Below are 23,031 nucleotides of genomic sequence, written 5' to 3' on the forward strand. Positions count from 1 at the left end.
GCGCGTCGGCGCGGGTGGGAGAATCGTGTCGATGTCCGACCCGAAGCCGCTGCCTCTCGTCCTCGCCGAACCGCGTGGGCGCAAGAAGCCTCCCCGGCACCTGGCGGACCTCTCGCCGGCGGAGCGCAAGGAGCTCGCCGTCGAGGCGGGTCTTCCGGCGTTCCGCGCCAAGCAGCTGTCGACCCACTACTTCTCGCGGCTCGTCGACGACCCCGCGCAGATGACCGACCTGCCCGCCGCGCAGCGCGACGAGCTGGTCGCGACCATGCTGCCCGAGCTGATGACGCCGCTGCGGACGCTCGAGGCCGACAAGGGCACGACCCGCAAGACCCTGTGGAAGCTGTTCGACGGAGCGCTGGTCGAGTCCGTCCTCATGCGCTACCCCGGCCGGGTCACGATGTGCGTGTCCAGCCAGGCCGGCTGCGGCATGGCCTGCCCGTTCTGCGCCACCGGCCAGGGCGGCCTGCAGCGCAACATGTCGACCGCCGAGATCGTCGAGCAGGTCATCGCCGGCGCCCGGGCGCTCGAGCGGGGCGAGGTGCCCGGCGGCGGCGGACGGGTCAACAACATCGTCTTCATGGGCATGGGCGAGCCCCTGGCCAACTACAAGGCGGTCCTGGGCGCCGTACGGCGGCTCACCGACCCCGCCCCCGACGGCTACGGCATGTCCGCTCGCGGCATCACCGTCTCCACCGTCGGGCTGGTCCCGCGGATCAAGCAGCTGGCCGACGAGGGCATCCCGGTGACCCTCGCGCTGAGCCTGCACGCGCCCGACGACGAGCTTCGCAACGAGCTGGTGCCGATCAACACGCGTTTCTCCGTCGCCGAGACCGTCGACGCGGCGTACGACTACTTCGCCAAGACCGGCCGCCGGGTCTCCATCGAGTACGCCATGATGCGCGGCATCAACGACCAGGCGTGGCGCGCCGACCTGCTGGCCGACGTGCTCAACGAGCGCGGGCACGGCTGGGTGCACGTCAACCTGATCCCGCTCAACCCGACACCGGGCTCGAAGTGGACCGCCTCCGACCCCGAGGACGAGCGCGAGTTCGTCCGGCGCCTCGAGGCCAAGGGCGTCCCCACCACCGTCCGCGACACCCGCGGCCAGGAGATCGACGGCGCCTGCGGCCAGCTCGCCGCTGCCCCGTAGCCGCGCACATGGAGCCGAGCCCGGCGCGCGTCCACGCCGCCAGCGCGGCGTGGCTGTGGGTGCCGTCCGAGGCGCGGGTGCTCCAGGCCGAGGACTACCTGGCCGTCCGGTTCCCGCTGTGGTTCGAGCACCCGCTCCAGCTGCTGGTGGTGCGGCCCCGGGAGCGTGACGTCGAGACGGTGCTCGACGACGCCCTGGAGCGGGCGCGGACCGAGCTGGTCGACGGCACCGACCTGACCGAGCTCGTCGCCTGGGTCCGGCTCGACGCGCCCGGCGGCCTCGAAGCCGCTCTCGTCGCTCGCGGCGGCGTGGTCGACGAGACCCTCGACGTGCTGGCGCGGGCGCTGGTGGATCCTCCCGACCTGGCGCTGCCGGCCGACGTGGACGTGCGCTGGGCCGACGACATCGAGACGTTCGTCGACAGCGTGCACCTCAACGCCGACGTCTTCGGCGGCACCCGGCCGGAGCGCGCGGCGCTGGAGCGGCTGTTCGCCGGCGAGCGGGCCAAGCTCCGCTCCGGGGGCGGGGGAGCGGTCGTCGCGTACGTGGACGGCGCGCCCGTCGGGACCGGTGGGATCACCGTCGCCGGGCCCGACGGCCGCCTGTGGGGCGGCGGCGTGCTGCCGGAGGCGCGCGGCAGGGGCGTCTACCGGGCGCTGCTCGCCGCCCGACTCGCCTACGCCGTGGCGCAGGGCTGCGAGCTCGCGATCGTCAAGGGCAGGGTCGAGACGTCGGGGCCGATCCTGCGCCGCGCGGGCTTCGCGCCGTACGGGCAGGAGCGGTCCTACCGGCTCTCGCTCTGAGCGCGGTCAGAAGTCCGCCGGGCGGCCCACGAGCAGCTCGGTGTTGCGCGCGTCCGGCGTACCGGCCGCGGCCGCGATGTTGGCCTGCGGGTCGTTGACCGACAGCTCGCGCGACAGGCCGGCGAGGGCGGTCGTGTCGGCGAGGCCGCCCGTCGCGGGGCCCGCGTGGTCGAGGATCGTCGTGAAGATCGACAGCGTGCCGTCGTGGTTGTCGACGAGCTCGATGATGCGCGCGTGCTGGGGGTAGTCGATGTGCGCCGCGGTGTTGATCTCCCAGAACCCGCCGGTGCCGTCGGGGCGGCGGTGGACGAGGATCCGGTTCTTGTGGGTGTGCCCGTTGACCCACGCAATGACCCGCGGCTGGGACAGCAGGAACTCCACGACCGCCCCGCCGAGCACCCGCGGGATCGACAGGTCGCCGCCGGTCGCGACCAGCGGGTTGTTGAACGAGTCGCTGGTGTGGTGGCTGTAGACGATGACCGCCTTGCCGGCCGCGCTCGACACGGCCTGCTTCAGCCAGGTGAACTGCGCCTGGTCGAGCGAGCCGTCCTGGTAGCCGTTGGGGTTGACGCTGTCCATCACCACGTGCCGGACGCGGTCCTGGTCGAAGTAGTAGTACGCCGTGCCCTTGAGCCGGTTCTCGGTCGTGAAGCCGTGGCCCTCGGGGAGGCCGGTCGTCTTGAAGTGCTCCTCGACGATCTGCCTGCGGGTGACGGTACGGCGCTTCGGGTCGGCGCTGACGAGGCGCACGTACGGCGACACGACCAGCGAGCCGAGCAGGCTCATCAGGTCGGCGTTGGTGAGCGCCTCCTTGATGTCGGTCTCGCTGAGCCCGGTGGGCGGCGAGATGACCTTGAGCACCCCGGTGCCGAGCAGCGAGGTGGGGATGGTGTGCGGGAAGTTCCCCTGCATCAGGCCGTCGTGGTTGCCGAAGCAGGAGTACCACGGGATGTCGAGGCCGGGTGCGTCGAACGCGCGGCGCGAGGCGTCCAGCAGCCCGGGCACGGTCGGGAAGCCGTGCCTCGTCTTGTACTGGTCGGCCTTCTTGCCCGCCGGCACCGGCTCGGGGTGCCAGTAGTGCACGTCGTAGTAGGCGGCGTTGTTGTCGGCCACACCCTCGTACCTGGTGAGCGCCCCGCTGTCGGGGCGGACCGTGCCACCGTCGAGGACGTCGATGTTCCAGCGGACCTCGTTGTACTGGCAGTTGTCGGTGTTGTCGCCGGTCTCGATGGCGAACGAGAACGGCAGACCGGTCACCGGCCCGGCGGCCTGGGCGTTGACGGCCCGCACCATCGCGTCGGAGACCTGGGCGCTGAGGATCTCCTGCGGCCGGTAGGAGGAGCCGAACAACCCGGTCGTCTCGATCCGGTCGAGCCACTCGACCCGACCCGGCGACTGGGTGTCGACGATGTGGATGTCACTGAGCTGGACGAAGGACTGGAGCGCCTGGCGGCGGCCTTCGCGGCCGTCGAGGGCGGCGACCCCGAGGTCGGTGCGGACGACGCGTGCCTCTCCCGGAAGGGACACGATCGTGCGGTAGCCCAGCGCGTTGGCCGGGCCCGGACCGAACGCTGCGGTGAGCGTGGTGCGGGCGGCGACCGCGGCGGCGGCCAGTCTGGGCGAGGCGATGCGGGACACGGCGGCGAGCGCGGCCGTAGCGGCGCCAGCGCGGAAGAGGTTGCGACGGGAGAGATCCACGCGGACCCAACGACTGACCTGTGAGCCGGGTCACGTGCAAGCACGGGCGTTCATGTTGCCGTCACGCGCCACACCCGTGACCGTGACGATCAGTTCCGCGAACCTTCCTAGGTTCCGAGGCATGGTCGACACCATGGTTTCGTTCCGGACGGCCTCCGCCGCCCCGCCCAAGCTGCGGGTGCTGGTGGTCTCCGAGTCGTTCCTGCCGCAGATCAACGGCGTCACCAACTCGGTGCGCCGCGTGCTCGAGCACCTCTCCGCCGAGGGCCACGACGCCGAGCTCGTGGCGCCGACGGGTCCGGAGAGCTACGCCGGGTTCCCGGTCACCCGCGCCCGCGGTGCCAACCTGCCGTTCTATCCCGACTTCCGGCTCGGCCTGGAGACCCGCCGGCGCCTGCGGGCGGTGATGCAGCGGTTCCGTCCCGACGTCGTCCACATCGCCTCGCCGGCGACCCTCGGCTACCAGGCCGCGAAGGCCGCGGCCGAGCTCGGCATCCCGACCGTCGCGATCTACCAGACCGACCTGGTCGGCTTCGCCGAGCGGTACGACGTGCCCGGCGGCTGCCGCGCGGCGGCGGCGCTGACCCGCAAGATCCACGTGCAGGTCGACCGCACCCTGGCGCCCTCGACGGCATCCCTCGACCAGCTCAGCGCGCTGCACGTGCCCGGCGTCCACCGCTGGCCGCGCGGCGTCGACCTCGCGTCGTTCCACCCGCGGTTCCGCGACGCGGGCCTCCGTCGCCGGCTGGGCGACGGCCGGCTGCTCGTCGGGTACGTCGGCCGCCTGGCCGCCGAGAAGGAGCTCGACCTGCTCGCGCACCTGCACGGCGACCCGCGGTTCGCGCTGGTGATCGTCGGCGGCGGCCCCGAGGACGAGCGGCTCAGGGCACTGCTGCCGCAGGCGCACTTCCTCGGCCTGCTCCACGGCGAGGAGCTCTCCCGGGCCTACGCCTCGCTCGACGTGTTCGTCCACACCGGTCGATACGAGACCTACTGCCAGTCGGCGCAGGAGGCGCTCGCCTCCGCCGTACCCGTCGTCGCGCCGCGGTCCGGCGGTCCGATCGACGTCGTGGCCGACCGGTACAACGGCTTCCTCTACGAGCCGGGCGACGGCCGCGAGCTGGCGGGCCACGTCGACCGTCTGGTGCGCGACCCCGCGCTGCGGACGGTCATGGGTGCCGCCGCCCTGCGCGCCGTGCAGGACCGCTCGTGGCAGCGGGTCAACGAGCTGCTGGTGCGCCACTACCGGGAGGCGATCGCCGCCCGGAGCTATGCGCTGGCCGGCTGATCGAAGAGCGCGGCAGCCTCGTCGACGGTGTCGACGAGGTGGATCCGCGACTCCATGACCCGGCCGCGGGCCAGCGCCTGGAGCAGGGGCCAGGCGGGCAGGGTCTCGGTCCAGTAGGCGCGGCCGACGAGCACCATCGTCGCCACGGCGGACTCGTCGGCGTAGTAGTTCTCGCACGCGTCCTGGAAGATCTCCTGGACGGTGCCCGCGGCTCCCGGCAGGAAGACGATCCCGGCGTTGCAGATCTGGAGCAGGATCGCCTCGCGCAGCGCGTTGCGGAAGTACTTCGCGATCGCGGTGGGGAACAGGTTGGGCGGCTCGTGGCCGTAGAACCAGGTCGGCACGCCGAGCGACTCGGTCGGGTCCGGGTGAGCCGTGATCACGGCCCGCGCCGCGTCGGCCCAGGCGTCGACCGACGGGAGGAAGGACGGTACGGCGGCGAGCGTGGCGAGCGCGTCGTCGAGAGCCTCCGCCGGCGCAGCGCCGAGCCGGGCGCCGAGGTTCGCGGCCTCCATCGCGCCCGGCCCGCCGCCGGTCGCGACGGTGTGGTGCTCGGCGAGCAGCCGGCCGAGCTGGGCGGCGGCGGCGTACGCCGGCTGCCCCCGCTCGACCGCGTGACCGCCCATCACGCCGACCAGCGACCTGCCGGCGACCCAGGTGGCCAGGGCGGTGTCGATGCCGTCGTCGTGGAGCACCCGCGCGAGCATCTCCTGGGGCGCGTTCGCCGTACGCGACCAGGCGTAGGCCCGTCCGTCGAGGCTCCGGTCGTAGGGCCGCGCGTCGTAGAGCTCGTCGGCGGAGTAGAGCGTGGTTCGGTGCTGGCCGGGCTCGGTCACGTCGACCGACCCTAATCCGCCTAGCCGGCGGCGGGCTCCTCGGCGCGCGCCCCCCGGTCCGCGCGTTCGCGGGTGACCTCGGCCCACGGGCTCCAGAGGAACCAGGTGGGCAGGGCGTTGACCAGCCGGGGCGGTCCCTGCACCTGGATCCGGCCGGCGTCGACGGCCTCGCGCCAGGTGCAGTAGCCCTGGAACACGTCGGCCAGGTCGGGCGTGGTGGCCCCGACGAAGACGTCGACCTCGAAGCCGGGATGCTGCATGCAGACCGACACCTCGCCGCGGTCGATGACGAGCCAGATGGTCTCGGGGGAGGGAGCGGTGTGGCGGAACTCGACGACCGTGCGGTGCGGCGGGAACCGGTCGCGGTCGACGCGCCGGTGCATCCACCACATCAGCGTCGTCGGCGGCACGTCGTGGGGTCGCAGCTCGTCGAAGAGCCACTCGATCGCCCAGCGGCCGAGGCTGTCGATCACCCGCTCGAGGTCGCGGCCGGCCGGGGTGAGGTGGTACTCGCTGCCGCGACCCGTCGGGCTGGGCCAGGTCTCGAGGACGCCCTTGCGCTCCAGGTGTCGCAGCCTTTGCACCAGCAGCGACCGCGAGATCCCCGGCATCGCTCGGGCGATGTCGTTGAACCTGGTGTTGCCCAGCACCAGCTCGCGGATGATCAGCGGCGTCCACCGGTCCGCCACCACCTCGGCGGCCATCTGGACCGGGCAGAAGTCTCCGTAGTCGGGCATGTCGATCATGGTGCACCCGCCGGGCCGGGTTGTGTGGTCACTTTCATGGACCAGCCCGGTCGCGATCGTGGACTAGTGGCCGGATCGCACTCGGCGGACCCTCGAAGACATGACCACCACAGCCCCGCTCCCGACGGAGCAGACGACCGACCTCACCCTCGTCGAGCGCGCAGCGATGCTCGGCCCCACCCTCGCCGAGCACGCCGCGCGGCACGACCGCGACGGCACCCTCGTGCGCGAGTCGCTCGACGCGCTGCGCGCGGCCGGGCTGCTCGCGGCCGCCGTACCGACCGAGCTCGGGGGCGGCGGCGCGACGATCGCCGAGCTGACGGCGCTCCAGCGCGAGCTCGGGCGCCACTGCGGCTCCACGGCGCTGGCGAGCGGGATGCACCAGCACGTCGTCGCGTTCACCGCGTGGCGGTTCCGCCGCGGCCTGCCGGGTGCCGAGGCGACGCTGCGCAAGGTCGCGGACGAGCAGGTCCTGATCGTGTCCACCGGCGGCGGCGACTACACGCATCCGCGCGGCGAGGCGGTCAAGGTCGACGGCGGCTGGCGCGTCACCGGCCACAAGCGCTTCGCCAGCCTCTCCGAGGCGGGCGCGGTGATGTCGACGATGTTCGTCCACGACGACCCCGAGCAGGGCAAGCGAGTGCTCAACATGGCGGTCCCGTTCGCCGCGGAGGGCGTCACCGTGGCGGACAATTGGGACACCCTCGGCATGCGCGGCACCGCGAGCAACGACGTCGTGCTGACCGACGTGTTCGTGCCGGAGGACAAGGTGCTCGCGAACCGGCCCTACGGGGTGGTCGACGGCCCGCTCCAGGTCATCTCGCAGGTCGCGTTCCCCATCATCTGCGGGGCCTACCTCGGCGTCGCGGACTCGGCGTACGGCGCCGCGCTCGAGGTCGCGGCGCGACGGTCCGACGACCCGCTCGTGCAGCGCCAGGTGGGCCGGATGCGCAGCGCGCTCCAGGTAGCAACCTGGGCCCTGGACGGCGCGCTGGCTGCCGTGGGGGATGACCCCGCGCCGTCGGCCGACGCCTACCTCGCGGTGATGACTGCGAAGGCCGAGGTCGCCCGCGCCGCGATCGAGGTCTGCGACCTCGCGATGGATCTGGCCGGCGGGCCGGGGTTCTTCAAGGGCTCCGTCGTCGAGCGTGCCTACCGCGACGTCCGCGCGATCAGGTTCCACCCGCTCTCGCCCGAGGCCACGCTGGTGGAGTCCGGGCGCCACGCGCTCGGGGTGCCCGGACTCCTGACCTGAGACCTAGAGTCTCAGAACGCGTGGGCCATCAGCTCGGCGAACAGCGCGTCGGGGTCGACCTCCAGCCCGCGGCGGGCGAACCACGAGCACACGTTGGTGCAGTCGCGGAGCAGGAAGTCGAACCCGGCGGCGTTGCCGACCAGGTCGACGATCTGCGGCAGGTCGATGATCACCAGCCGCTCGCCCGCCGCCAGGATGTTGTACGGCGACAGGTCGCCGTGCACGAGACCGGCCTGCACCAGCGTGGACAGCGCGTCCCGCAGCTGGTCGTAGTAGCTGCGCAGCACGTCCGGCTCGGGCCGGGTCTGCGCCAGGCGCGGCGCGGTCTCCGGACCGTCGGGCGTCTCGACGGTGATCCACTCCATGAGGATCTCGGTCTCGTCGATCTGCACGGGGTAGGGGACCGGCAGCCCCAGCGACCAGCACCGGTTGAGCGCCGACCACTCCGAGACCGCCCACTCGCCGGCGGCGACCTGGCGGCCGAACGTGCTCTTGCGCTTCACGGCCCGCTCGTCGCGGGAGCGCTTCATGCTCCGGCCCTCGGTGTAGGACGCCGACCGGTGGAACGTGCGGTGCTCGGGCGCGCGGTAGCGTTTCGCCGCCATCACCACGGACTCGCCGGGCAGGTGCGGGTCGGAGCGCTCCAGCAGGAAGACGTCGGCCTCCTTGCCGGTCTTGAGGATCCCGAGGTCGGTGTCGATCGCGCCCTGCGAGGTCACGACCCAGTCGGGCCGCGGCTCCGGCCCGCGCGAGAGCGGCTCGACGTCGAGCCAGGTGCTCCAGCGCTGGCCGTCGCCGAGGTCGTCGTACGCGACGAAGTCGAAGACGAACCGCTCGTCGAGGGGGTCCGCGTCGGTGCCGCTGGGGAGAGGGGTGCTGCTAGGGGTGGAGAGATGCTCCATCGGTGGTCGTGCTCCTGGAAGAGAGGGAGAGGTGGTCTGCGGGCAGGCCAAGGACAGTCGTGGACATGTCGGCCTCCTCTCGTCCGCTGCGGGCACGTGTCGGTGCATTGTGGCCCGGGGAGTGGTGCGCTTTCCACCGATTTACCGCGACCGGGGCCGGGATAGGTTGTCCCGGTGCCGAAGCCCACGCGCCTGCTGACCTCGCTCGCCCTCGTCGCCGCCGTCGGCACCGCCGCGGTGGTCCCGGCCGGAGCGGTCCTGGCCCCGGGCGACGACGGGATCGGCGATCCCTACTTCCCGCTCGACGGCAACGGGGGCATCGACGTCCTGCACTACGACGTCGGCGTCACCTACGAGTTCCAGACCAGATGCGACCCCGCACGCCTCGACGGCGTCAGCACCCTCGAGGTGCGAGCCACCCAGGATCTGTCCTCGTTCAACCTCGACCTGCTTCTCGGCGTCGAAGGAGTCGTGGTCGACGGGGTGCCGGCCGAGGCCGAGAAGGCCGGTCGCCACGAGCTCGTGGTCACGCCCGCAGAAGAGGTCACTGCGGGCGACACATTCACCGTGGAGGTGACCTACGGGGGAGAGCCGCGGCCTGACGTGCCGTGGAACCCCAAAGACCCGAAGTGTGACCACCCGACCAAGCAGCCGGCCCCCTTGTCCTACGCCGGCGAGTCCAACTGGCTGGCCGACCGCACCGAGGTCGTGACGATGAACGAGCCGCACATGGCGCCGTGGTGGTTCCCGTCCAACGACCACCCGCGCGACAAGGCGACCTTCGACATCAGGGTGACGACCGATGCCGACAAGGACGTCATCAGCAACGGGAAGCGGGTCAGCCGGGTCGTCGACGGCGGTCTCGCGACCACGCACTGGCGGCTGGCGCAGCCGACGACGACGTACCTCGCCTACTTCGCCGCCGGTGACTTCGCCGTCTCCACAGGGAGGACCGGAGGCATCCCGTGGGTCACCGCCGTCTCGAAGCGGCTCCCCGACGGGTCGCGCGGGTACATCAAGCGCACGGTCAACCGCAGCGGCCCGGTGACGGTATGGCTGGAGGAGCACCTCGGTGACTATCCGTTCGACAGCACGGGCGGCCTGGTGACGGACCTGTCCTCGGGCTTCGCGCTCGAGAACACCACCCGGCCGACGTACTCCGGCGGCATCGGCACCGCGGTGCTCGTGCACGAGCTCGCCCACCAGTGGTTCGGCGACTCGGTCGCGATCCACCGCTGGCGGGACATCTGGCTCAACGAGGGCTTCGCGACGTACATGGAGGCCGTCTACTACGCCGAGCACGGCGACGAGTCGATCCCGCGGTGGCTGGAGCGCAACTACCGCGAGACCAAGCGCTGGGGCAGCTTCTGGCGGGTCGACCTCACCGACCCGGGGCCGCGTCGGATCTTCGCGTGGGCCGTCTACCAGCGTGGTGCGATGGCGCTGGCAGCCCTGCGCGGCAAGCTGGGCGGCCGGCCGTTCGACCGGATGCTGCGCACCTGGGCGACCGAGAAGCGACACTCGACCGCCCGCGTCGGGGAGTTCATCGCGCTCGCCGAGGACGTCGCCGGGCACGGCCTCGACCGGTTCTTCCGGGTGTGGCTGAAGGCGCCGCGCCCGCCGAAGCCCACCGAGCGCAACGGGTTCTGACGCCTCGGCGACTGGGGTACGGCGCAGGCGCGCCTCCCGCCGTACCGGCGCGGGTGCTGCTACCAATGTGACTGACGTGCGCCCGCTCGGGCCGGACGCACGTGCGCCGTGCGCGGCGCCCGACGACTGAGGATGGAGAACACCGGACATGAACGCCAAGAAGCTGATCGTGGTCGCGATCGTGGTCTTCCTCGGGTTCTGGATGTTCACCGACCCGTCCGGGCTGGCCGACACGGCCAAGGAGGCCGGCGCCGGGGGTTGGTCGCTGACCACCCAGCTCTTCACGGGCCTGATCGACTTCATCGGCGAGATGGGCTGAGGAAGGCCACGTGGGCGGCTTCCTCGCCTGGATCGGCGACCCGCGGATCGGGCGTCACCTCCTCCGGGACGAGGGCGAGGTCGTCGTCGACGAGGTGCGCCACCACTGGGTCTCCTACCTCCGGCCGGGGTTCGAGGGGCTGGTCGGCCTGGTGCTGCTGGTCGTCAGCCCGTTCGTGCACGTCAACCTGGCGTGGGCCTTCCTGGTCGCGGCGTTCGTGCTGCTGCTGAGGGGCGCGTGGGGCGTGGTCCGCGAGCACCGCGACCGGTTCGTGATCACCAACATGCGGGTGTTCCGCGTGCACGGCGTGCTCACTCAGCACCTCGCGACCATGCCGCTGCACCGGATCCTCGACATCTCCGTGAAGAAGCCGCTGCACGGTCGCGTCCTGGGGTTCGGTCACTTCGTGTTCGAGTCCGCCGCCCAGGAGCAGGGGCTCCGTGACATCCGCTACGTGGGCCGACCCGACGAGCGCGACCTGGCGATCCAGCGCGTCGTGCAGCGCTCGGGCCTCCGCGGCCCGCGGGTGCCGAATTGACGCTGCCGCGGCCTCTCTAGGATGGCGGCATGACGCAGCCTCCCCTGCGCGGTGGAGCGATCGACCTCTCCGCGCTCAAGCGACCGGCCCAGCCCGCCCGACCCGCGCAGGTGGCGGCAGGCGGCGATCCCGCTCCGGCGGCGGCCTCGTCGGCGTACTCCGTCGAGATCACGGAGCAGAACTTCCAGTCCGTCCTCGAGTCGTCGATGACGGCTCCGGTCGTGCTGGTGTTCCACTCGCCGTCGCAGTCGCCGGAGAGCACCCAGATGGCGGCCGACGTGGCGACCGTCGCGGGCGAGTACGACGGCCGCTTCCTCGCCGCGTCCGTCGACGTCGATGCCGTGCCGCAGATCGCGCAGGCGATGCAGATCCCGCAGGTGCCGCTGATGCTCGTCATCCTCGACGGCCGGCCGGCGACCCAGCCGATCCCGGGCGCGGCGCCCATCGACGACATCCGCACGCTCTTCAACCAGCTCGCGCAGCAGCTGACCTCCCAGGGCATCACCGGCCGCCACCAGCCGCAGTCGGGCGCGGCTCCGGCCGCGGGTGGCGACGACGCGGAGCAGGCTGTCGACCCGCGGTACGCGCCGGCCCAGGACGCGCTCGAGGCGGGGGACATCGACACCGCCGTGGCGGAGTACCAGAAGCTCGTCGACGCCAACCCGGCCGACACCGAGGCCGCCGCCGGCCTGGCGATGGCCAAGGTGCTCCAGCGCACCCAGGGGGTCGACCTCAACGAGGCGCGTGCCGCTGCCGCCGCCGCGCCCGACGACGTCGACGCCCAGACGCTGGTGGCCGATCTCGACATGCTCGGCGGCCACGTCGAGGACGCCTTCGCGCGACTGATCGAGCTGGTCCGGCGTACCGCCGGCAAGGACCGCGACCGCGCCCGCGAGCACCTGATCGGGCTCTTCGGCGCGGTCGGGAATGACGACCCCCGCGTCCTCAAGGGCCGGCAGGCCCTCGCCTCGGCGCTCTTCTGAGCCGGGCGGGGCGGGACGAGGACCGGCCATGACGTTCGCGCACGGCGCGGGCTTCCTGTTCCGCGGCCTGAAGATGTGGCGGCAGCGGCCGGGACTGATGCTGCTCGGCATCGTGCCCGCCCTCGTGATGCTGGTCGTGCTCGTCGCGGCCCTGGTGGCGCTGGTCGTGTTCGCCGACGACCTGATCGGGTGGGCCACGCCGTTCGCCGACGACTGGTCCACGCTCTGGCGCCGCGTGCTGCGCTGGGGTCTCTACGTCGCGCTCGTCGTGGGCGCCGGGTTCCTGTCGATCGTGACGTTCACCGGGCTCACGCTCGCTGTCGGCGACCCCTTCTACGAGAGGATCTGGAAGGAGACCGAGCTCATGCTCGGCGGCGAGGTGCCGGAGTCCGGTGTCGGCTGGCTGCGCGGGATCCGCGACGGCATCGGCCTGATCCTCCTGGGCCTCGTCACCACGATCTGCGTCTTCCTGGTCGGCCTGCTGCCCGTGATCGGGGCGATCCTCGGCGCCGTCCTCGGCGTCGTCGTCTCCGGGCGGCTGCTCGCCGGCGAGCTGGTCTCCCGTGCCCTGGAGGCGCGCGGCATGGACCGCGCCGCCCGCAAGGCGCTGCTCAAGGACCACGAGCCGACGATGCTCGGCTTCGGCGTGGCCGTGCAGCTGTGCTTCCTGGTGCCGTTCGGTGCCGTGGCGATGATGCCCGCCGCCGTCGTCGGCTCCACGATGCTCGCCCGCGAGGCCCTCGACGCCGCCGAGTCGGCAGAACTTCGCAGCTGAGGGAGCGCGAGTCGTCAGAAGCTCGCAGCTGAGGGAGCGCGAGTCGGCAGAAGTTGGTCGCTCAGACCGGTCGAGTCGGCAGAAGGTGGTCACATACTTCTGCCGACTCGCGCCTCGGCACGTGTGAACTTCTGCCGACTCGCGCCTCCGCGCGTGTGAACTTCTGCCGACTCGCGCCTCCGCGCGTGCGAGCTTCTGCCGACTCGGGGGTCAGGGGGTGCGGAGGGCGGCGAGGACCGCGTCGACGGCGGGGGAGTCGGTCATCGTGCGGCGGTGGAGGGCGTCGACCAGGCGCACGGGGCGGGGGTCGGTGACCTCGACCGCGACGACGTCGTCGCCGAGCGGGGCCCGGCCCAGCCGCGGCACCAGCGCGACCCCGAGGCCCGCCGCGACGAGCGCGAGGTGGGACTCGAACTCGAAGGAGACGTGCGCGATCCGCGGCGGCCGGCCCGTCCCGTCGTACATCCGGTGCAGCCACTGGCGGCAGATGGTGTTCTCGGGCGTGGCGATCCAGCCGACGTCGAGCAGGTCGTGCGGCGTCACCGTGCCCCGGCCGGCGAGGGGGTGGTCGCGGGGCACGATCAGGTCGGCGAGATCGTCGGCGACCCGGGTCGTCACGACGTGGTCGGGCACCGCGAACGCCACGCCGCCCCAGCGATGCACGAGCCCGACGTCGCAGCGGCCGCTCGCCACCAGGTCGACGGTCTCCCAGGGCTCCCGCTCCTCGAGGGTCAGCCGCAGGTCCGGATAGGTGTCGAGCAGCCGCCGGGCCACGGGCGCGACCATCCCGCGCATCGAGGTGGAGAACGCCACCAGCCGGATGTGGCCGGTCACCACGCCGGCGCGGTGCTGGAGATCGGCCTCGAGCGCCTCGAGGTCGGCGAGCACCCGCTCGCCCGACTCGACGAGGTGCTGGCCGTGGCTGGTGAGGATGACGCCGCGGCCCACACGCTCCAGCAGGGGGACCCCGACCTGCTTCTCGAGGCGCTTCACCTGCTGGGAGACGGCGCTCGGCGTGAAGCCGGTGGCCGTCGCCGCGGCGATCACCGAGCCATGGGTCGCGACGGCCCGGAGACCGGCGAGGGCAGCCAGATCGATCATGCAGCAACGCTACCCGTTTATCTGCAGTTTTGTTCGCTGGTGCTTCATGATCTGCGCCGCCAGACTGGACGACGTGTCCCGCCGTGACTCGCTCCTCGCTGCCCTCGTCGCCTCGATCTGGGGCTTCAACTTCGTCGTCATCGACTGGGGCATGGCGGCGGACAGCAGCGACGAGGTCCCGGCGCTGCTGTTCCTGGCGCTGAGGTTCACGGTCGTCGTGGTGCCGGCGATCTTCCTGCTGCCGAAGCCGGACGTGCCGTGGCGGGTCATCCTGGCGGTGGGGGCATTCATGTCGCTCGGCCAGTTCGCGTTCCTCTACACCGCGATGGCGGCCGGGATGCCCGCGGGCCTCGCCGGTCTGGTGCTCCAGGCCCAGGTCGTGCTGACGATCGTGATCGCGGCCGCGGTGCTGCGCGAGCGGCCGACTCCGGCCCAGGTCGCCGGCGTGGCGCTCGGCGCGGCCGGACTGGTGGTCGTGGGACTCGGGCGTGGGGGCCACGTCCCCCTGCTCGCGCTCTCCCTCTGCCTGGTCGCCGCGCTGCTGTGGGCGATCGGCAACGTCGTCTCGCGCGCGTCCGGCGCGACGGGCGGGCTGGCGCTCACGGTGTGGTCCGCGGTCGTCGTACCCGTGCCGCTGGTCCTGCTGTCGCTCGTCATCGACGGCCCGGACGGCCTGTCCCAGGCGGTCGACGCGTTCGGCTGGCAGGCGGCGCTGTCCACGCTCTACACCGCCGGCCTCGCCTCGCTCGTCGGCTACGGCATCTTCAACGGGCTGCTCTCGCGCAACCCGTCGGCGGCGGTGGTGCCGTGGATCCTGCTGGTGCCGCCGGTCGCGATGGGCTCGGCGTGGCTGCTGCTCGACGAGCGGCCGTCCGCGGGTGAGCTGGTCGGCGGGGCGATCCTCGTGCTGGGCGTGCTGGTCGCGCTCCGCCCGCCGGCCTCAGCGGCCCGACTCGGTGTACGGCGTACCGCCGCCCGCGATGCCGGCGAGCGCGGCGCGGACGCGGCGAGCGGTGAAGTCGGCCGCCCGCTCGTCGACCTCGTCGAGGGTGCAGAACGCCGCTGACCGGATCTCCCGCGCCTGCGGGATGATGCTGTCGACGAGCGCTGCGTCGTGGGCGCCGCCGTCGAAGACGAGGCACAGCGCGTCGTCCCAGCCGCCCCATGGCGGCAGCCAGTCGGTGAGCAGCAGCCGACCGGGGGACAGGTGCAGGCCGAGCTCCTCCTCGACCTCGCGCCCGACCGCCAGCAGCGGCGACTCGCCGACCTCGACCACGCCGCCGGGCAGGTCCCAGTCGTTCTTGTAGGTCAGCTGGCACATCAGCACCCGCGGCTCGTCGGAGAGGTCGCGCACCAGCATCTGGCTGATCGCCCGCTTGCGCGGGAGGAACGAGTTGAGCAGCGCCCGGAAGCCGCCCGGCTCGTGCACCGGCACGTCGTCGGCCAGCCGGGCGTAGACGACCAGGTCGCCGCCGACGCCGCGCTGCACGCCCTCGCGCCGCAGTCCGGACCAGGTCGCGATCCGCTGCGCGTCGGGGTCGTCGGCGGGCACCTTGGTCTCGACCCGGCCGTGCTCGGCGAGGGCCGCGGCCACCTCGCGTCGTACGACGTCGACCGCGGCCTGCCAGCCGCGCTCCGCGAGGTCGGGGGACCAGGCGATGCGGGCGACGCCCTCGTCGACGGTCGTCAGCTCGATCTCCTGCCCCGGCACAGGGCCACCTTAGTGGGCGGGCCGGAGGCTCAGAGCGGGCCGGTCGGGTCGTCCGCGTCGGTCGCCGTAGTGACCGCTCCCGGCACCACGTCGGGGTCGGGCGCCTTCAGCCACAGTGCGGCCAGCGGCGGCAGCGAGAGTACGGCGACCGCGGGCTGACCGCCCGGGGCGCGCGCCTCGAGGTCGGGCGACGCGACAGCCTCGACCGCGCCCATGTTGCCCACGCCCGAGCCGCCATAGGACTCGGCGTCGGTGTTGAGCACCTCCTCCCACCGGCCGGCGACCGGCAGGCCGAGGCGGTAGTCGTGGTGGGGGACCGCGGCGAAGTTCACCACGCACGCGAGGTCCGGCACGCCGTCGCCGCCGTGGCGGAGGAACGAGACGACGTTGTGCCCCGCGTCCTGGGCGTCGATCCACGAGAACCCGGCGGGCTCGTTGTCCTGCCGCCACAGGGCGGGCAGGTCGCGGTAGCGGTGGTTGAGGTCGCGGACCAGCGCGTGCATGCCGCTGTGCAGCGGGTCGCCGAGGAGGCTCCAGTCGAGCTCGCGCTGCTCGGCCCACTCGCTCTCCTGGGCGAACTCGCTGCCCATGAAGACCAGCTGCTTGCCGGGGTGGGCCCACATGAACGCGAGGTAGGCCCGCAGGTTGGCCATCTGCTGCCACTTGTCGCCCGGCATCTTGCGCGGGAGCGAGCCCTTGCCGTGCACGACCTCGTCGTGGCTGAGCGGCAGCACGTAGTTCTCCGAGAACGCGTAGACGAGCGAGAACGTCAGCTCGCCGTGGTGCCACGCGCGGTGCACCGGCTCGCGCTGGAGGTAGCCGAGCGTGTCGTGCATCCAGCCCATGTTCCACTTGAAGCCGAAGCCGAGCCCGCCACCCGAGGTCGCGCCGGTGACACCGGGCCAGGCGGTGGACTCCTCGGCGATGGTGACCACGCCGGGCACCCGCTTGTAGACGGTGGCGTTCATCTCCTGGAGGAAGCGCACCGCCTCGAGGTGCTCGCGGCCGCCGTACTCGTTGGGCAGCCACTGGTCGTGGCCGCGCGCATAGTCGAGGTAGAGCATCGAGGCGACGCCGTCGACGCGCAGGCCGTCGGCGTGGAACTCCTCGAGCCAGTAGACGGCGTTCGCGTAGAGGAAGTTGGCGACCTCGCTGCGCCCGAAGTTGAAGATGTGGGAGCCCCACTCGGGGTGCCAGCCGCGCCGCGGGTCGCCGTGCTCGTAGAGCGGCGTGCCGTCGAACCGCACCAGCGCCCACTCGTCGGTGGCGAAGTGGCCCGGCACCCAGTCGAGGATCACGCCGATGCCGGCGTTGTGCAGCCGGTCGATGAGCCGGCGCAGCCCGTCGGGGTCGCCGAAGCGCGCGTCGGGCGCGAAGTACGACGTCACGTGGTAGCCCCACGAGCCGCCGAAGGGGTGCTGCATGACCGGCATCAGCTCGACGTGGGTGAAGCCGAGGTCGGCGAGGTAGTCGGGCAGGTCGGCGGCGAGCTCGTCGTAGGTCCAGAACGACCCGTCGGGGTGGCGCTTCCACGACCCGAGGTGCATCTCGTAGACCGACATCGGCTCGTAGACGGCGGTACGGCGGGCGCGCTGCGCCAGCCACGCGTCGTCGGTCCAGGTGTGGCTGGAGTGGAACACCCGCGACCCGGTCGCCGGCGGCTGCTCGGCGTAGAACGCCATCGGGTCGGCCTTCTGCCGCCAGATGCCGTCGGCTCCGTGGATCAGGTACTTGTACGTCGTGCCGCCGTCGATGCCGGGCACGAACGTCTCCCACACGCCGGACTCGCCGAGGGTGCGCATCGGGTGGGCGTTGCCGTCCCAGCCGTTGAAGTCGCCGATGACGCTGACGGCGTGGGCGGCGGGCGCCCAGACCGCGAACGACGTGCCAGCGACCGGCTTGCCGGTGGCGGGGTCGGGCAGCTCCCGCACGTGGGCGCCGAGCACCTGCCAGAGCTGCTCGTGCCGCCCCTCGTTGACCAGGTGCAGGTCGACCTCGCCGAGCGTGGGCGCGAAGGTCCGTGCGGTGGGGGGTTCGGGAGTCGTCATGGGGTTCCGATCCGTGCGATCGCCGAGAGCGGGATCGGCAGCCACGATGGCCGGTTGCGGGCCTCGTAGACGCACTCGTAGACGGTCTTGTCAGCGACGTACGCCGCGACGAGCACGCCCTGCTCGTGGGTGAGCTCGTCGTTGTCGGTGTAGGCCTCGAGGAACGCGCGCTTGTTGCGGGCCGCCCACTCCTCGGCCCGGTGCCGGCGCTGCTCCAGCACGTCGCGGTCCTCCTCGGGCACCGACCACGCGACCGCGTGCGGCGCGTAGTCGAACGACCGGAGCATGCCCGCGACGTCGCGCCACGGGGAGTCCGGCAACAGCCGCTCGGCCAGCGGCTTGGCGGGCTCGCCCTCGAAGTCGACGAGCTTCCAGCCGAGCACGGTGCGCAGCGTCTGGCCGAGGTGCAGGTCGCCGTGAATGCGCTGGACCGGCAGGTCGCCGAGGTCGCCGAGCGCGGCGAACGCGCCACGGAGGCGGTCGGCGTGCTCCTCGAGCTCGCTGACGACCTTGATCGCCTCGTCGAGGCGGTCGTTCATCAGCTCGGCGACGTGGCTGCCCCTCACGGTGCCGGTGCCGAACGACTCGCCCAGCTGCTGGTGCACCTCGCAGAGGGCGACCCCGAGCCGCGCCGCCTCGGACGCGAAGTCGCCGCCGACCTCCTCGGCGTGCAGGTCGGCCTCGGCGAACAGGTCGCGCACGCTGGCGACGGCCAGGTCCCAACCGTCGCTCGCGGTGCGCAGGAACTGCTGGAGCATCGCGAGGTGGAGGATCCCGTCGTGGGTCTGCGCCTCGATCCAGCCGTACAGCTGGGCGACGTGCTCGGACGACGCCTCGGTCAGCACCCGGTGCGTGGTGATGTCGGGGTTCTCGCCCGGCGTGATCTTCCGGAACACCTTGAGCACGGCGTCCTCGCCGTACAGCACCGAGGAGTTGGACTGCTCGCCGCTGAAGAGGGTGCCGTGGGTGTCGGGGTCGAGCTCGTGGCCCTCGAGCCGGACGAAGGTGAGGGTCGCGTGACGGCTTTCGTCCGGTTGTCGAGACCCCTCGACCACCGGGGAGGTCGGGGTGCGCACGAACGTCTCGAGGTAGCGCGCCATCGCGGCCCGGTCGTGGACGGCGTCGTAGGCGTGCACCCAGTCGTCGTCGCCCTCGCCCTCCTGCCACCAGCCCACGAATGCGTGGTCGAGGCGGCCCTCGGGCTCGTCGTAGAGCACCAGCGGCAGCTGGTAGAGCTCGCGCTCGCCCGTGTCGTCATAGGTGAGCTCGACGAGGTCCACGACGACCCGGTGGCCGTCGCCGGGGTCGCCGACCTCGCCGAGCCGGGTCACGCCGGTGACCGAGAAGTCACGGCCCTTGCCACCGAACCAGCGGGCCTGGCCGATGTACTCGTGCAGGGACTCCAGCCGGGTGGCCATCAGAGCACCGGCCTCCCCGTCGTGTCGGGGTCGGTGAGCCGGAACCAGTAGAACCCGTGGCCGCTGAGCGTCAGCAGGTAGGGCAGCTCGCCGACGGCGGGGAACGGCACGCCGCCGAGCAGCTCGACCGGGACCCGGCCCTCGAACCGGCGCAGGTCCAGCTCGACCGGCTGCGGGAACCGGGAGAGGTTGTTGACGCACATGATCACGTCGCCGTCGGGGCTGCCGTCGTCGTGCTCGCGGACGTAGGAGAGCACGCTCGGGTTCGAGCCGCCGAGGTCGGTGAACGTGCCGAGCCCGAACGCGGGGTGCTTGCGGCGCGCGTGGATCATCCGACGCGTCCAGTGCAGGAGTGAGGAGGCGTTCTCGAGCTGCGCTTCGACATTGGTCGACTGATACCCGTAGACAGGGTCCTGGATAACGGGCAGGTGCAATTTGCCCGGCGTCGCCGCCGAGAAGCCGGCGTTGCGGTCGGGCGTCCACTGCATCGGGGTGCGTACGCCGTCCCGGTCACCGAGCCAGATGTTGTCGCCCATGCCGATCTCGTCGCCGTAGTAGAGGACCGGCGAGCCCGGCAGCGAGAGCAGGAGAGCGGTGAACAGCTCCATCTGGTTGACGTCGTTGTCGAGCAGCGGCGCGAGCCGGCGGCGGATGCCGATGTTGGCCTTCATCCGCGGGTCCTTGGCGTACTCGCCCCACATGTAGTCGCGGTCGTCGTCGGTGACCATCTCGAGCGTCAGCTCGTCGTGGTTGCGCAGGAAAATGCCCCACTGGCAGCCGTCGGGGATCGGCGGCGTCTGGTCGAGGATCTCGGAGATCGGGAAGCGCGACTCCCGCCGGACCGCCATGAAGATGCGCGGCATCACCGGGAAGTGGAAGCACATGTGGCACTCGTCGCCCTTGCCGAAGTAGTCGACGACGTCGGCCGGCCACTGGTTGGCCTCGGCGAGCAGCACCCGGCCCGGGTAGTGGTCGTCGACGTACTTGCGGACCTTCCGGAGGAACTCGTGCGTCTCGGGGAGGTTCTCGCCGTTGGTGCCCGGGCGCTCGTAGAGGTAGGGGACGGCGTCGAGCCGGAACCCGTCGAGGCCCATGTCGAGCCAGAACGACAGCGCCTCGAGCATCGCGTCGTGGACCGCGGGGTTGTCGAAGTTGAGGTCGGGCTGGTGGTGGAAGAAGCGGTGCCAGAAGTACTGCCCGCGCACCGGGTCCCACGTCCAGTTCGACGGCTCGGTGTCGACGAAGATGATGCGCGCGTCCTGGTAGAGCTCGTCGGTGTCGGACCAGACGTAGAAGTCGCCGTAGGGGCCGTCGGGGTCGCTGCGCGAGGCCTGGAACCACGGGTGCGCGTCGCTCGTGTGGTTCATGACGAAGTCGATGATCACGCGGATGCCCCGCTTGTGCGCCTCGTCGAGGAACTCCTGGAAGTCCTCGACGGTGCCGACCTCGGGCAGGACCTCGGTGTAGCCGGAGACGTCGTAGCCGCCGTCGCGCAGGGGCGACATGAAGAACGGCGGCACCCACAGGCAGTCGACGCCGAGCCAGGCGAGGTAGTCGAGCTTCTCGGTCAGCCCGCGGAAGTCACCGGTGCCGTCGGCGTCGGAGTCGCGGAACGACCGAACGAGCACCTCGTAGAAGACGGCGGTGCGGTACCACTCCGGCTCGTCGTTGAGGACGACGTGACCGGGGTGGCCGGGCGCCGTCACCCGTGCCTCCGCACGGTGAGGACGTGGGCGGGCTCGACCTGGGGGTCGAGCCGCACGTAGTTGTGCTCACCCCACTGCCACTCGTTGCCACTGAGCTCGTCGAGGACGGAGAAGCGGGCGTCGGGCGCGAGGCCGAGCGCCGGCAGGTCGAGGTGCAGCATCGTCTCCCTGGTGGTGTGCGGGTCGAGGTTGACCACGACGATCACGATGTCGTCGCTGGTGCCGGTGGTCGAGGAGGCCGCCCCGCGGCCGTCACGAGACCCGGCTGTCTTGGTGAAGCACAGGATGTGGTCGTCGTCGGTGGCGTGGATCTTCAGGTTGCGCAGCAGCTGGAGCGAGGGGTGGGCGCGCCGGATCTCGTTGAGCCTGGTGAGGTACGGCGCCAGCGTCCGCGTGCCGTCCGCGCCGGCATCGGCCGCCTTCCAGTCGCGGATGCGGATCTGGTACTTCTCCGAGTCGAGGTACTCCTCGCTGCCCGGACGCACGGCCACGTGCTCGAACAGCTCGTAGCCGGCGTAGACGCCCCAGCTGGGCGAGGCCATCGCCGCGAGCACCGCGCGGATCTTGAAGGCCGGCGGGCCGCCGTACTGCAGGAACGCGTGGAGGATGTCGGGCGTGTTCACGAAGAAGTTCGGCCGCATCTGGTGGTCGGACTCCGAGCTCACCTCGACCAGGTAGTCGGCGAGCTCCTCCTTCGCGGTGCGCCAGGTGAAGTAGGTGTAGGACTGGTGGAAGCCGATCGCGCCGAGCGTGCGCATCATCGGAGGCTTCGTGAACGCCTCGGACAGGAAGAGCACGTCGGGGTCTGTACCCCGCACCTGCGCGAGCAGCCACTCCCAGAACGCCACCGGCTTGGTGTGCGGGTTGTCGACGCGGAAGATGCGGACGCCGTGGTCCATCCAGTGCCGCACGACCCGGAGCACCTCCTGCGCGATGCCGGAGGGGTCGTTGTCGAAGTTGATCGGATAGATGTCCTGATACTTCTTCGGCGGGTTCTCGGCGTAGGCGATCGTGCCGTCGGCGCGGGTGGTGAACCACTCCGGGTGCTCCCTGACCCACGGGTGGTCGGGCGCCGCCTGGAGCGCCAGGTCGAGCGCGACCTCGAGGCCCAGCTCGGAGGCGCGCGCGACGAAGGCGTCGAAGTCGGCGACCGTGCCGAGGTCGGGATGGACGGCGTCGTGGCCGCCGAACCTGCTGCCGATCGCCCACGGAGAGCCCGGGTCGTCGGGGCCAGGGGTCAGCGTGTTGTTGGGGCCCTTCCGGTTGACCTCCCCGATCGGGTGGATCGGCGGCAGGTAGACGACGTCGAAGCCCATCGCCGCGACCGCCTCGAGCCGCTCGGCCGCGGTGAGGAACGTGCCGCTCTCGACCTTGCCGGTCTCGGGGTCGTGGCGGGCGCCCTCGGAGCGCGGGAAGAACTCGTACCAGCTGCCGAAGAGCGCGCGCCGCCGGTCGGCGTAGAGCGGGAACGGGCCCTCGACCGTGAGCAGCTCGCGCAGCGGGTGGGCGTGCAGCACCTCGGTGAGCTCCGGCGACTCCAGCTGGGCGAGCCGGGCGAGCGCCGGACGGGTCGTGTCGTCGGCCGCGGCGATCGCGCCCTCGACGACCTCCTTCTCCTCCGAGCTCAGCCCGCCCACCGCGAGCACGCGCTCGAACAGGATCCGGCCCTCGGTGAACATCAGCTCCACGTCGACCTCGGCGCGGATCTTGATGCCGGCGTCGTGCTGCCAGGTGTGCAGCGGGTCGGACCAGGCGTGCACCTCGAACGCCCACGCGCCGGGCGCGTCGGGCGTCACCCAGGCGACGTGGCGGTCGACCGTGTGCCGGTCGACGGTGTCGAGCCGTCGCATGCGCACCGGCGGTCGTCGTACGCCGTCGGGGCCGATGAGCACGGCCTCCGCGGCGTACTGGTCATGCCCCTCCCGGAACACCGTCGCCGAGACGGGGAGGGGCTCGCCGACCGTGGCCTTCGCCGGGAGCCTGCCCTGCGCTCCGGTGGGTCCGACCAGCGGCATCACGTCGATCACAGGAATGCGTCCGACCATGGCTCCAACCCAACCACGCTCCTGGTTGCGAGGGCGAGGGGTGTCCGGTCGCGGGTCGG

The 23,031-nt window shown here is 71.8% G+C and carries 19 protein-coding genes and 1 pseudogene; 10 read left to right on the forward strand and 10 right to left on the reverse strand.

Annotated features, from left to right (window positions below; translation table 11 throughout):
- The first annotated feature begins 31 nt into the window (after positions 1 to 31).
- Entirely contained in the window at positions 32 to 1,150 is a 1,119-nt protein-coding gene (rlmN, locus tag HNR19_RS07585; protein ID WP_179667346.1) for a dual-specificity RNA methyltransferase RlmN, read from the forward strand.
- A gap of 8 nt (positions 1,151 to 1,158) precedes the next feature.
- Positions 1,159 to 1,953: a GNAT family N-acetyltransferase gene (locus HNR19_RS07590; protein WP_179667347.1), complete on the forward strand. Its 795-nt coding sequence runs from the start codon at positions 1,159 to 1,161 to the stop codon at positions 1,951 to 1,953.
- Between the two features lie 6 nt (positions 1,954 to 1,959).
- Here the strand turns inward: HNR19_RS07590 and HNR19_RS07595 are convergent, their stop codons facing one another.
- Positions 1,960 to 3,651, reverse strand: a complete 1,692-nt coding sequence (locus HNR19_RS07595) for a TIGR03767 family metallophosphoesterase (RefSeq protein ID WP_179667348.1) — start codon at positions 3,649 to 3,651, stop codon at positions 1,960 to 1,962.
- A gap of 121 nt (positions 3,652 to 3,772) precedes the next feature.
- On the opposite strand from HNR19_RS07595, the gene HNR19_RS07600 reads away from it, so the two are divergent.
- Positions 3,773 to 4,939, forward strand: coding sequence for a glycosyltransferase family 4 protein (locus tag HNR19_RS07600; RefSeq protein ID WP_246303491.1), 1,167 nt, complete (start codon positions 3,773 to 3,775; stop codon positions 4,937 to 4,939).
- Here HNR19_RS07600 and HNR19_RS07605 read toward each other — a convergent pair.
- Both HNR19_RS07605 and HNR19_RS07610 read right to left on the reverse strand, forming a co-directional pair.
- Positions 4,921 to 5,775 carry an LOG family protein gene (locus tag HNR19_RS07605; RefSeq protein ID WP_179667349.1) on the reverse strand — a complete coding sequence of 285 codons (855 nt, stop codon included), beginning with the start codon at positions 5,773 to 5,775 and terminating at the stop codon, positions 4,921 to 4,923. The genes HNR19_RS07600 and HNR19_RS07605 overlap by 19 nt on opposite strands.
- A 20-nt stretch (positions 5,776 to 5,795) precedes the next feature.
- Complete coding sequence (locus tag HNR19_RS07610; protein WP_179667350.1) at positions 5,796 to 6,512, reverse strand: winged helix-turn-helix transcriptional regulator; 717 nt, start codon at positions 6,510 to 6,512, stop codon at positions 5,796 to 5,798.
- 109 nt (positions 6,513 to 6,621) lie between these two features.
- Between HNR19_RS07610 and HNR19_RS07615 the strand changes: the two genes are divergently transcribed.
- A complete protein-coding gene (locus tag HNR19_RS07615; RefSeq protein ID WP_179667351.1) occupies positions 6,622 to 7,776 on the forward strand; it encodes an acyl-CoA dehydrogenase family protein in 1,155 nt (384 codons plus the stop codon).
- An 11-nt stretch (positions 7,777 to 7,787) separates the two neighbouring features.
- On the opposite strand, the gene HNR19_RS07620 is transcribed toward HNR19_RS07615, so the two are convergent.
- Positions 7,788 to 8,678, reverse strand: coding sequence for a serine protein kinase RIO (locus HNR19_RS07620; protein ID WP_179667352.1), 891 nt, complete (start codon positions 8,676 to 8,678; stop codon positions 7,788 to 7,790).
- 174 nt (positions 8,679 to 8,852) lie between these two features.
- On the opposite strand from HNR19_RS07620, the gene HNR19_RS22630 reads away from it, so the two are divergent.
- The 5 genes from HNR19_RS22630 to HNR19_RS07645 all read left to right on the forward strand — a co-directional run bounded on the left by HNR19_RS22630 (position 8,853) and on the right by HNR19_RS07645 (position 12,943).
- Positions 8,853 to 10,328: a M1 family aminopeptidase gene (locus tag HNR19_RS22630; RefSeq protein WP_179667353.1), complete on the forward strand. Its 1,476-nt coding sequence runs from the start codon at positions 8,853 to 8,855 to the stop codon at positions 10,326 to 10,328.
- A gap of 148 nt (positions 10,329 to 10,476) precedes the next feature.
- A complete protein-coding gene (locus tag HNR19_RS07630) occupies positions 10,477 to 10,647 on the forward strand; it encodes a hypothetical protein (RefSeq protein ID WP_179667354.1) in 171 nt (56 codons plus the stop codon).
- Positions 10,648 to 10,657: 10 nt separating this feature from the next.
- Entirely contained in the window at positions 10,658 to 11,185 is a 528-nt protein-coding gene (locus tag HNR19_RS07635) for a PH domain-containing protein (RefSeq protein WP_179667355.1), read from the forward strand.
- A gap of 29 nt (positions 11,186 to 11,214) precedes the next feature.
- Positions 11,215 to 12,168 (forward strand): co-chaperone YbbN, encoded by a 954-nt coding sequence (locus HNR19_RS07640; RefSeq protein WP_179667356.1) that lies wholly within the window; start codon positions 11,215 to 11,217, stop codon positions 12,166 to 12,168.
- 28 nt (positions 12,169 to 12,196) lie between these two features.
- Complete coding sequence (locus HNR19_RS07645) at positions 12,197 to 12,943, forward strand: EI24 domain-containing protein (RefSeq protein WP_179667357.1); 747 nt, start codon at positions 12,197 to 12,199, stop codon at positions 12,941 to 12,943.
- Between the two features lie 210 nt (positions 12,944 to 13,153).
- Here the strand turns inward: HNR19_RS07645 and HNR19_RS07650 are convergent, their stop codons facing one another.
- On the reverse strand, positions 13,154 to 14,044 hold the full coding sequence (locus tag HNR19_RS07650; protein ID WP_179667358.1) for a LysR family transcriptional regulator: 891 nt from the start codon (positions 14,042 to 14,044) through the stop codon (positions 13,154 to 13,156).
- Between the two features lie 46 nt (positions 14,045 to 14,090).
- Here HNR19_RS07650 and HNR19_RS07655 point away from each other — a divergent pair.
- A pseudogene (locus tag HNR19_RS07655) lies at positions 14,091 to 14,960 on the forward strand (EamA family transporter); the annotation flags it as partial.
- A 24-nt stretch (positions 14,961 to 14,984) separates the two neighbouring features.
- On the opposite strand, the gene HNR19_RS07660 reads toward HNR19_RS07655, so the two are convergent.
- The 5 genes from HNR19_RS07660 to HNR19_RS07680 are packed head-to-tail and all read right to left on the reverse strand — an operon-like array spanning position 14,985 to position 22,972.
- Positions 14,985 to 15,755, reverse strand: coding sequence for an NUDIX domain-containing protein (locus HNR19_RS07660; RefSeq protein ID WP_179667359.1), 771 nt, complete (start codon positions 15,753 to 15,755; stop codon positions 14,985 to 14,987).
- Positions 15,756 to 15,784: 29 nt separating this feature from the next.
- Entirely contained in the window at positions 15,785 to 17,803 is a 2,019-nt protein-coding gene (gene glgB, locus HNR19_RS07665; RefSeq protein WP_179667360.1) for a 1,4-alpha-glucan branching protein GlgB, read from the reverse strand.
- On the reverse strand, positions 17,800 to 19,221 hold the full coding sequence (locus tag HNR19_RS07670; protein WP_179667361.1) for a maltokinase N-terminal cap-like domain-containing protein: 1,422 nt from the start codon (positions 19,219 to 19,221) through the stop codon (positions 17,800 to 17,802). The genes glgB and HNR19_RS07670 overlap by 4 nt, the downstream gene beginning before the upstream one ends.
- Positions 19,221 to 20,927, reverse strand: a complete 1,707-nt coding sequence (treS, locus tag HNR19_RS07675) for a maltose alpha-D-glucosyltransferase (protein WP_179667362.1) — start codon at positions 20,925 to 20,927, stop codon at positions 19,221 to 19,223. Before treS ends, HNR19_RS07670 begins: the two co-directional genes overlap by 1 nt.
- Positions 20,924 to 22,972 (reverse strand): alpha-1,4-glucan--maltose-1-phosphate maltosyltransferase, encoded by a 2,049-nt coding sequence (locus HNR19_RS07680; protein WP_179667363.1) that lies wholly within the window; start codon positions 22,970 to 22,972, stop codon positions 20,924 to 20,926. The genes treS and HNR19_RS07680 overlap by 4 nt, the downstream gene beginning before the upstream one ends.
- Between the last annotated feature and the right edge of the window lie 59 nt (positions 22,973 to 23,031).

Origin of the sequence: Nocardioides thalensis (genome assembly GCF_013410655.1) — a bacterium.
Classification (GTDB): domain Bacteria; phylum Actinomycetota; class Actinomycetes; order Propionibacteriales; family Nocardioidaceae; genus Nocardioides; species Nocardioides thalensis.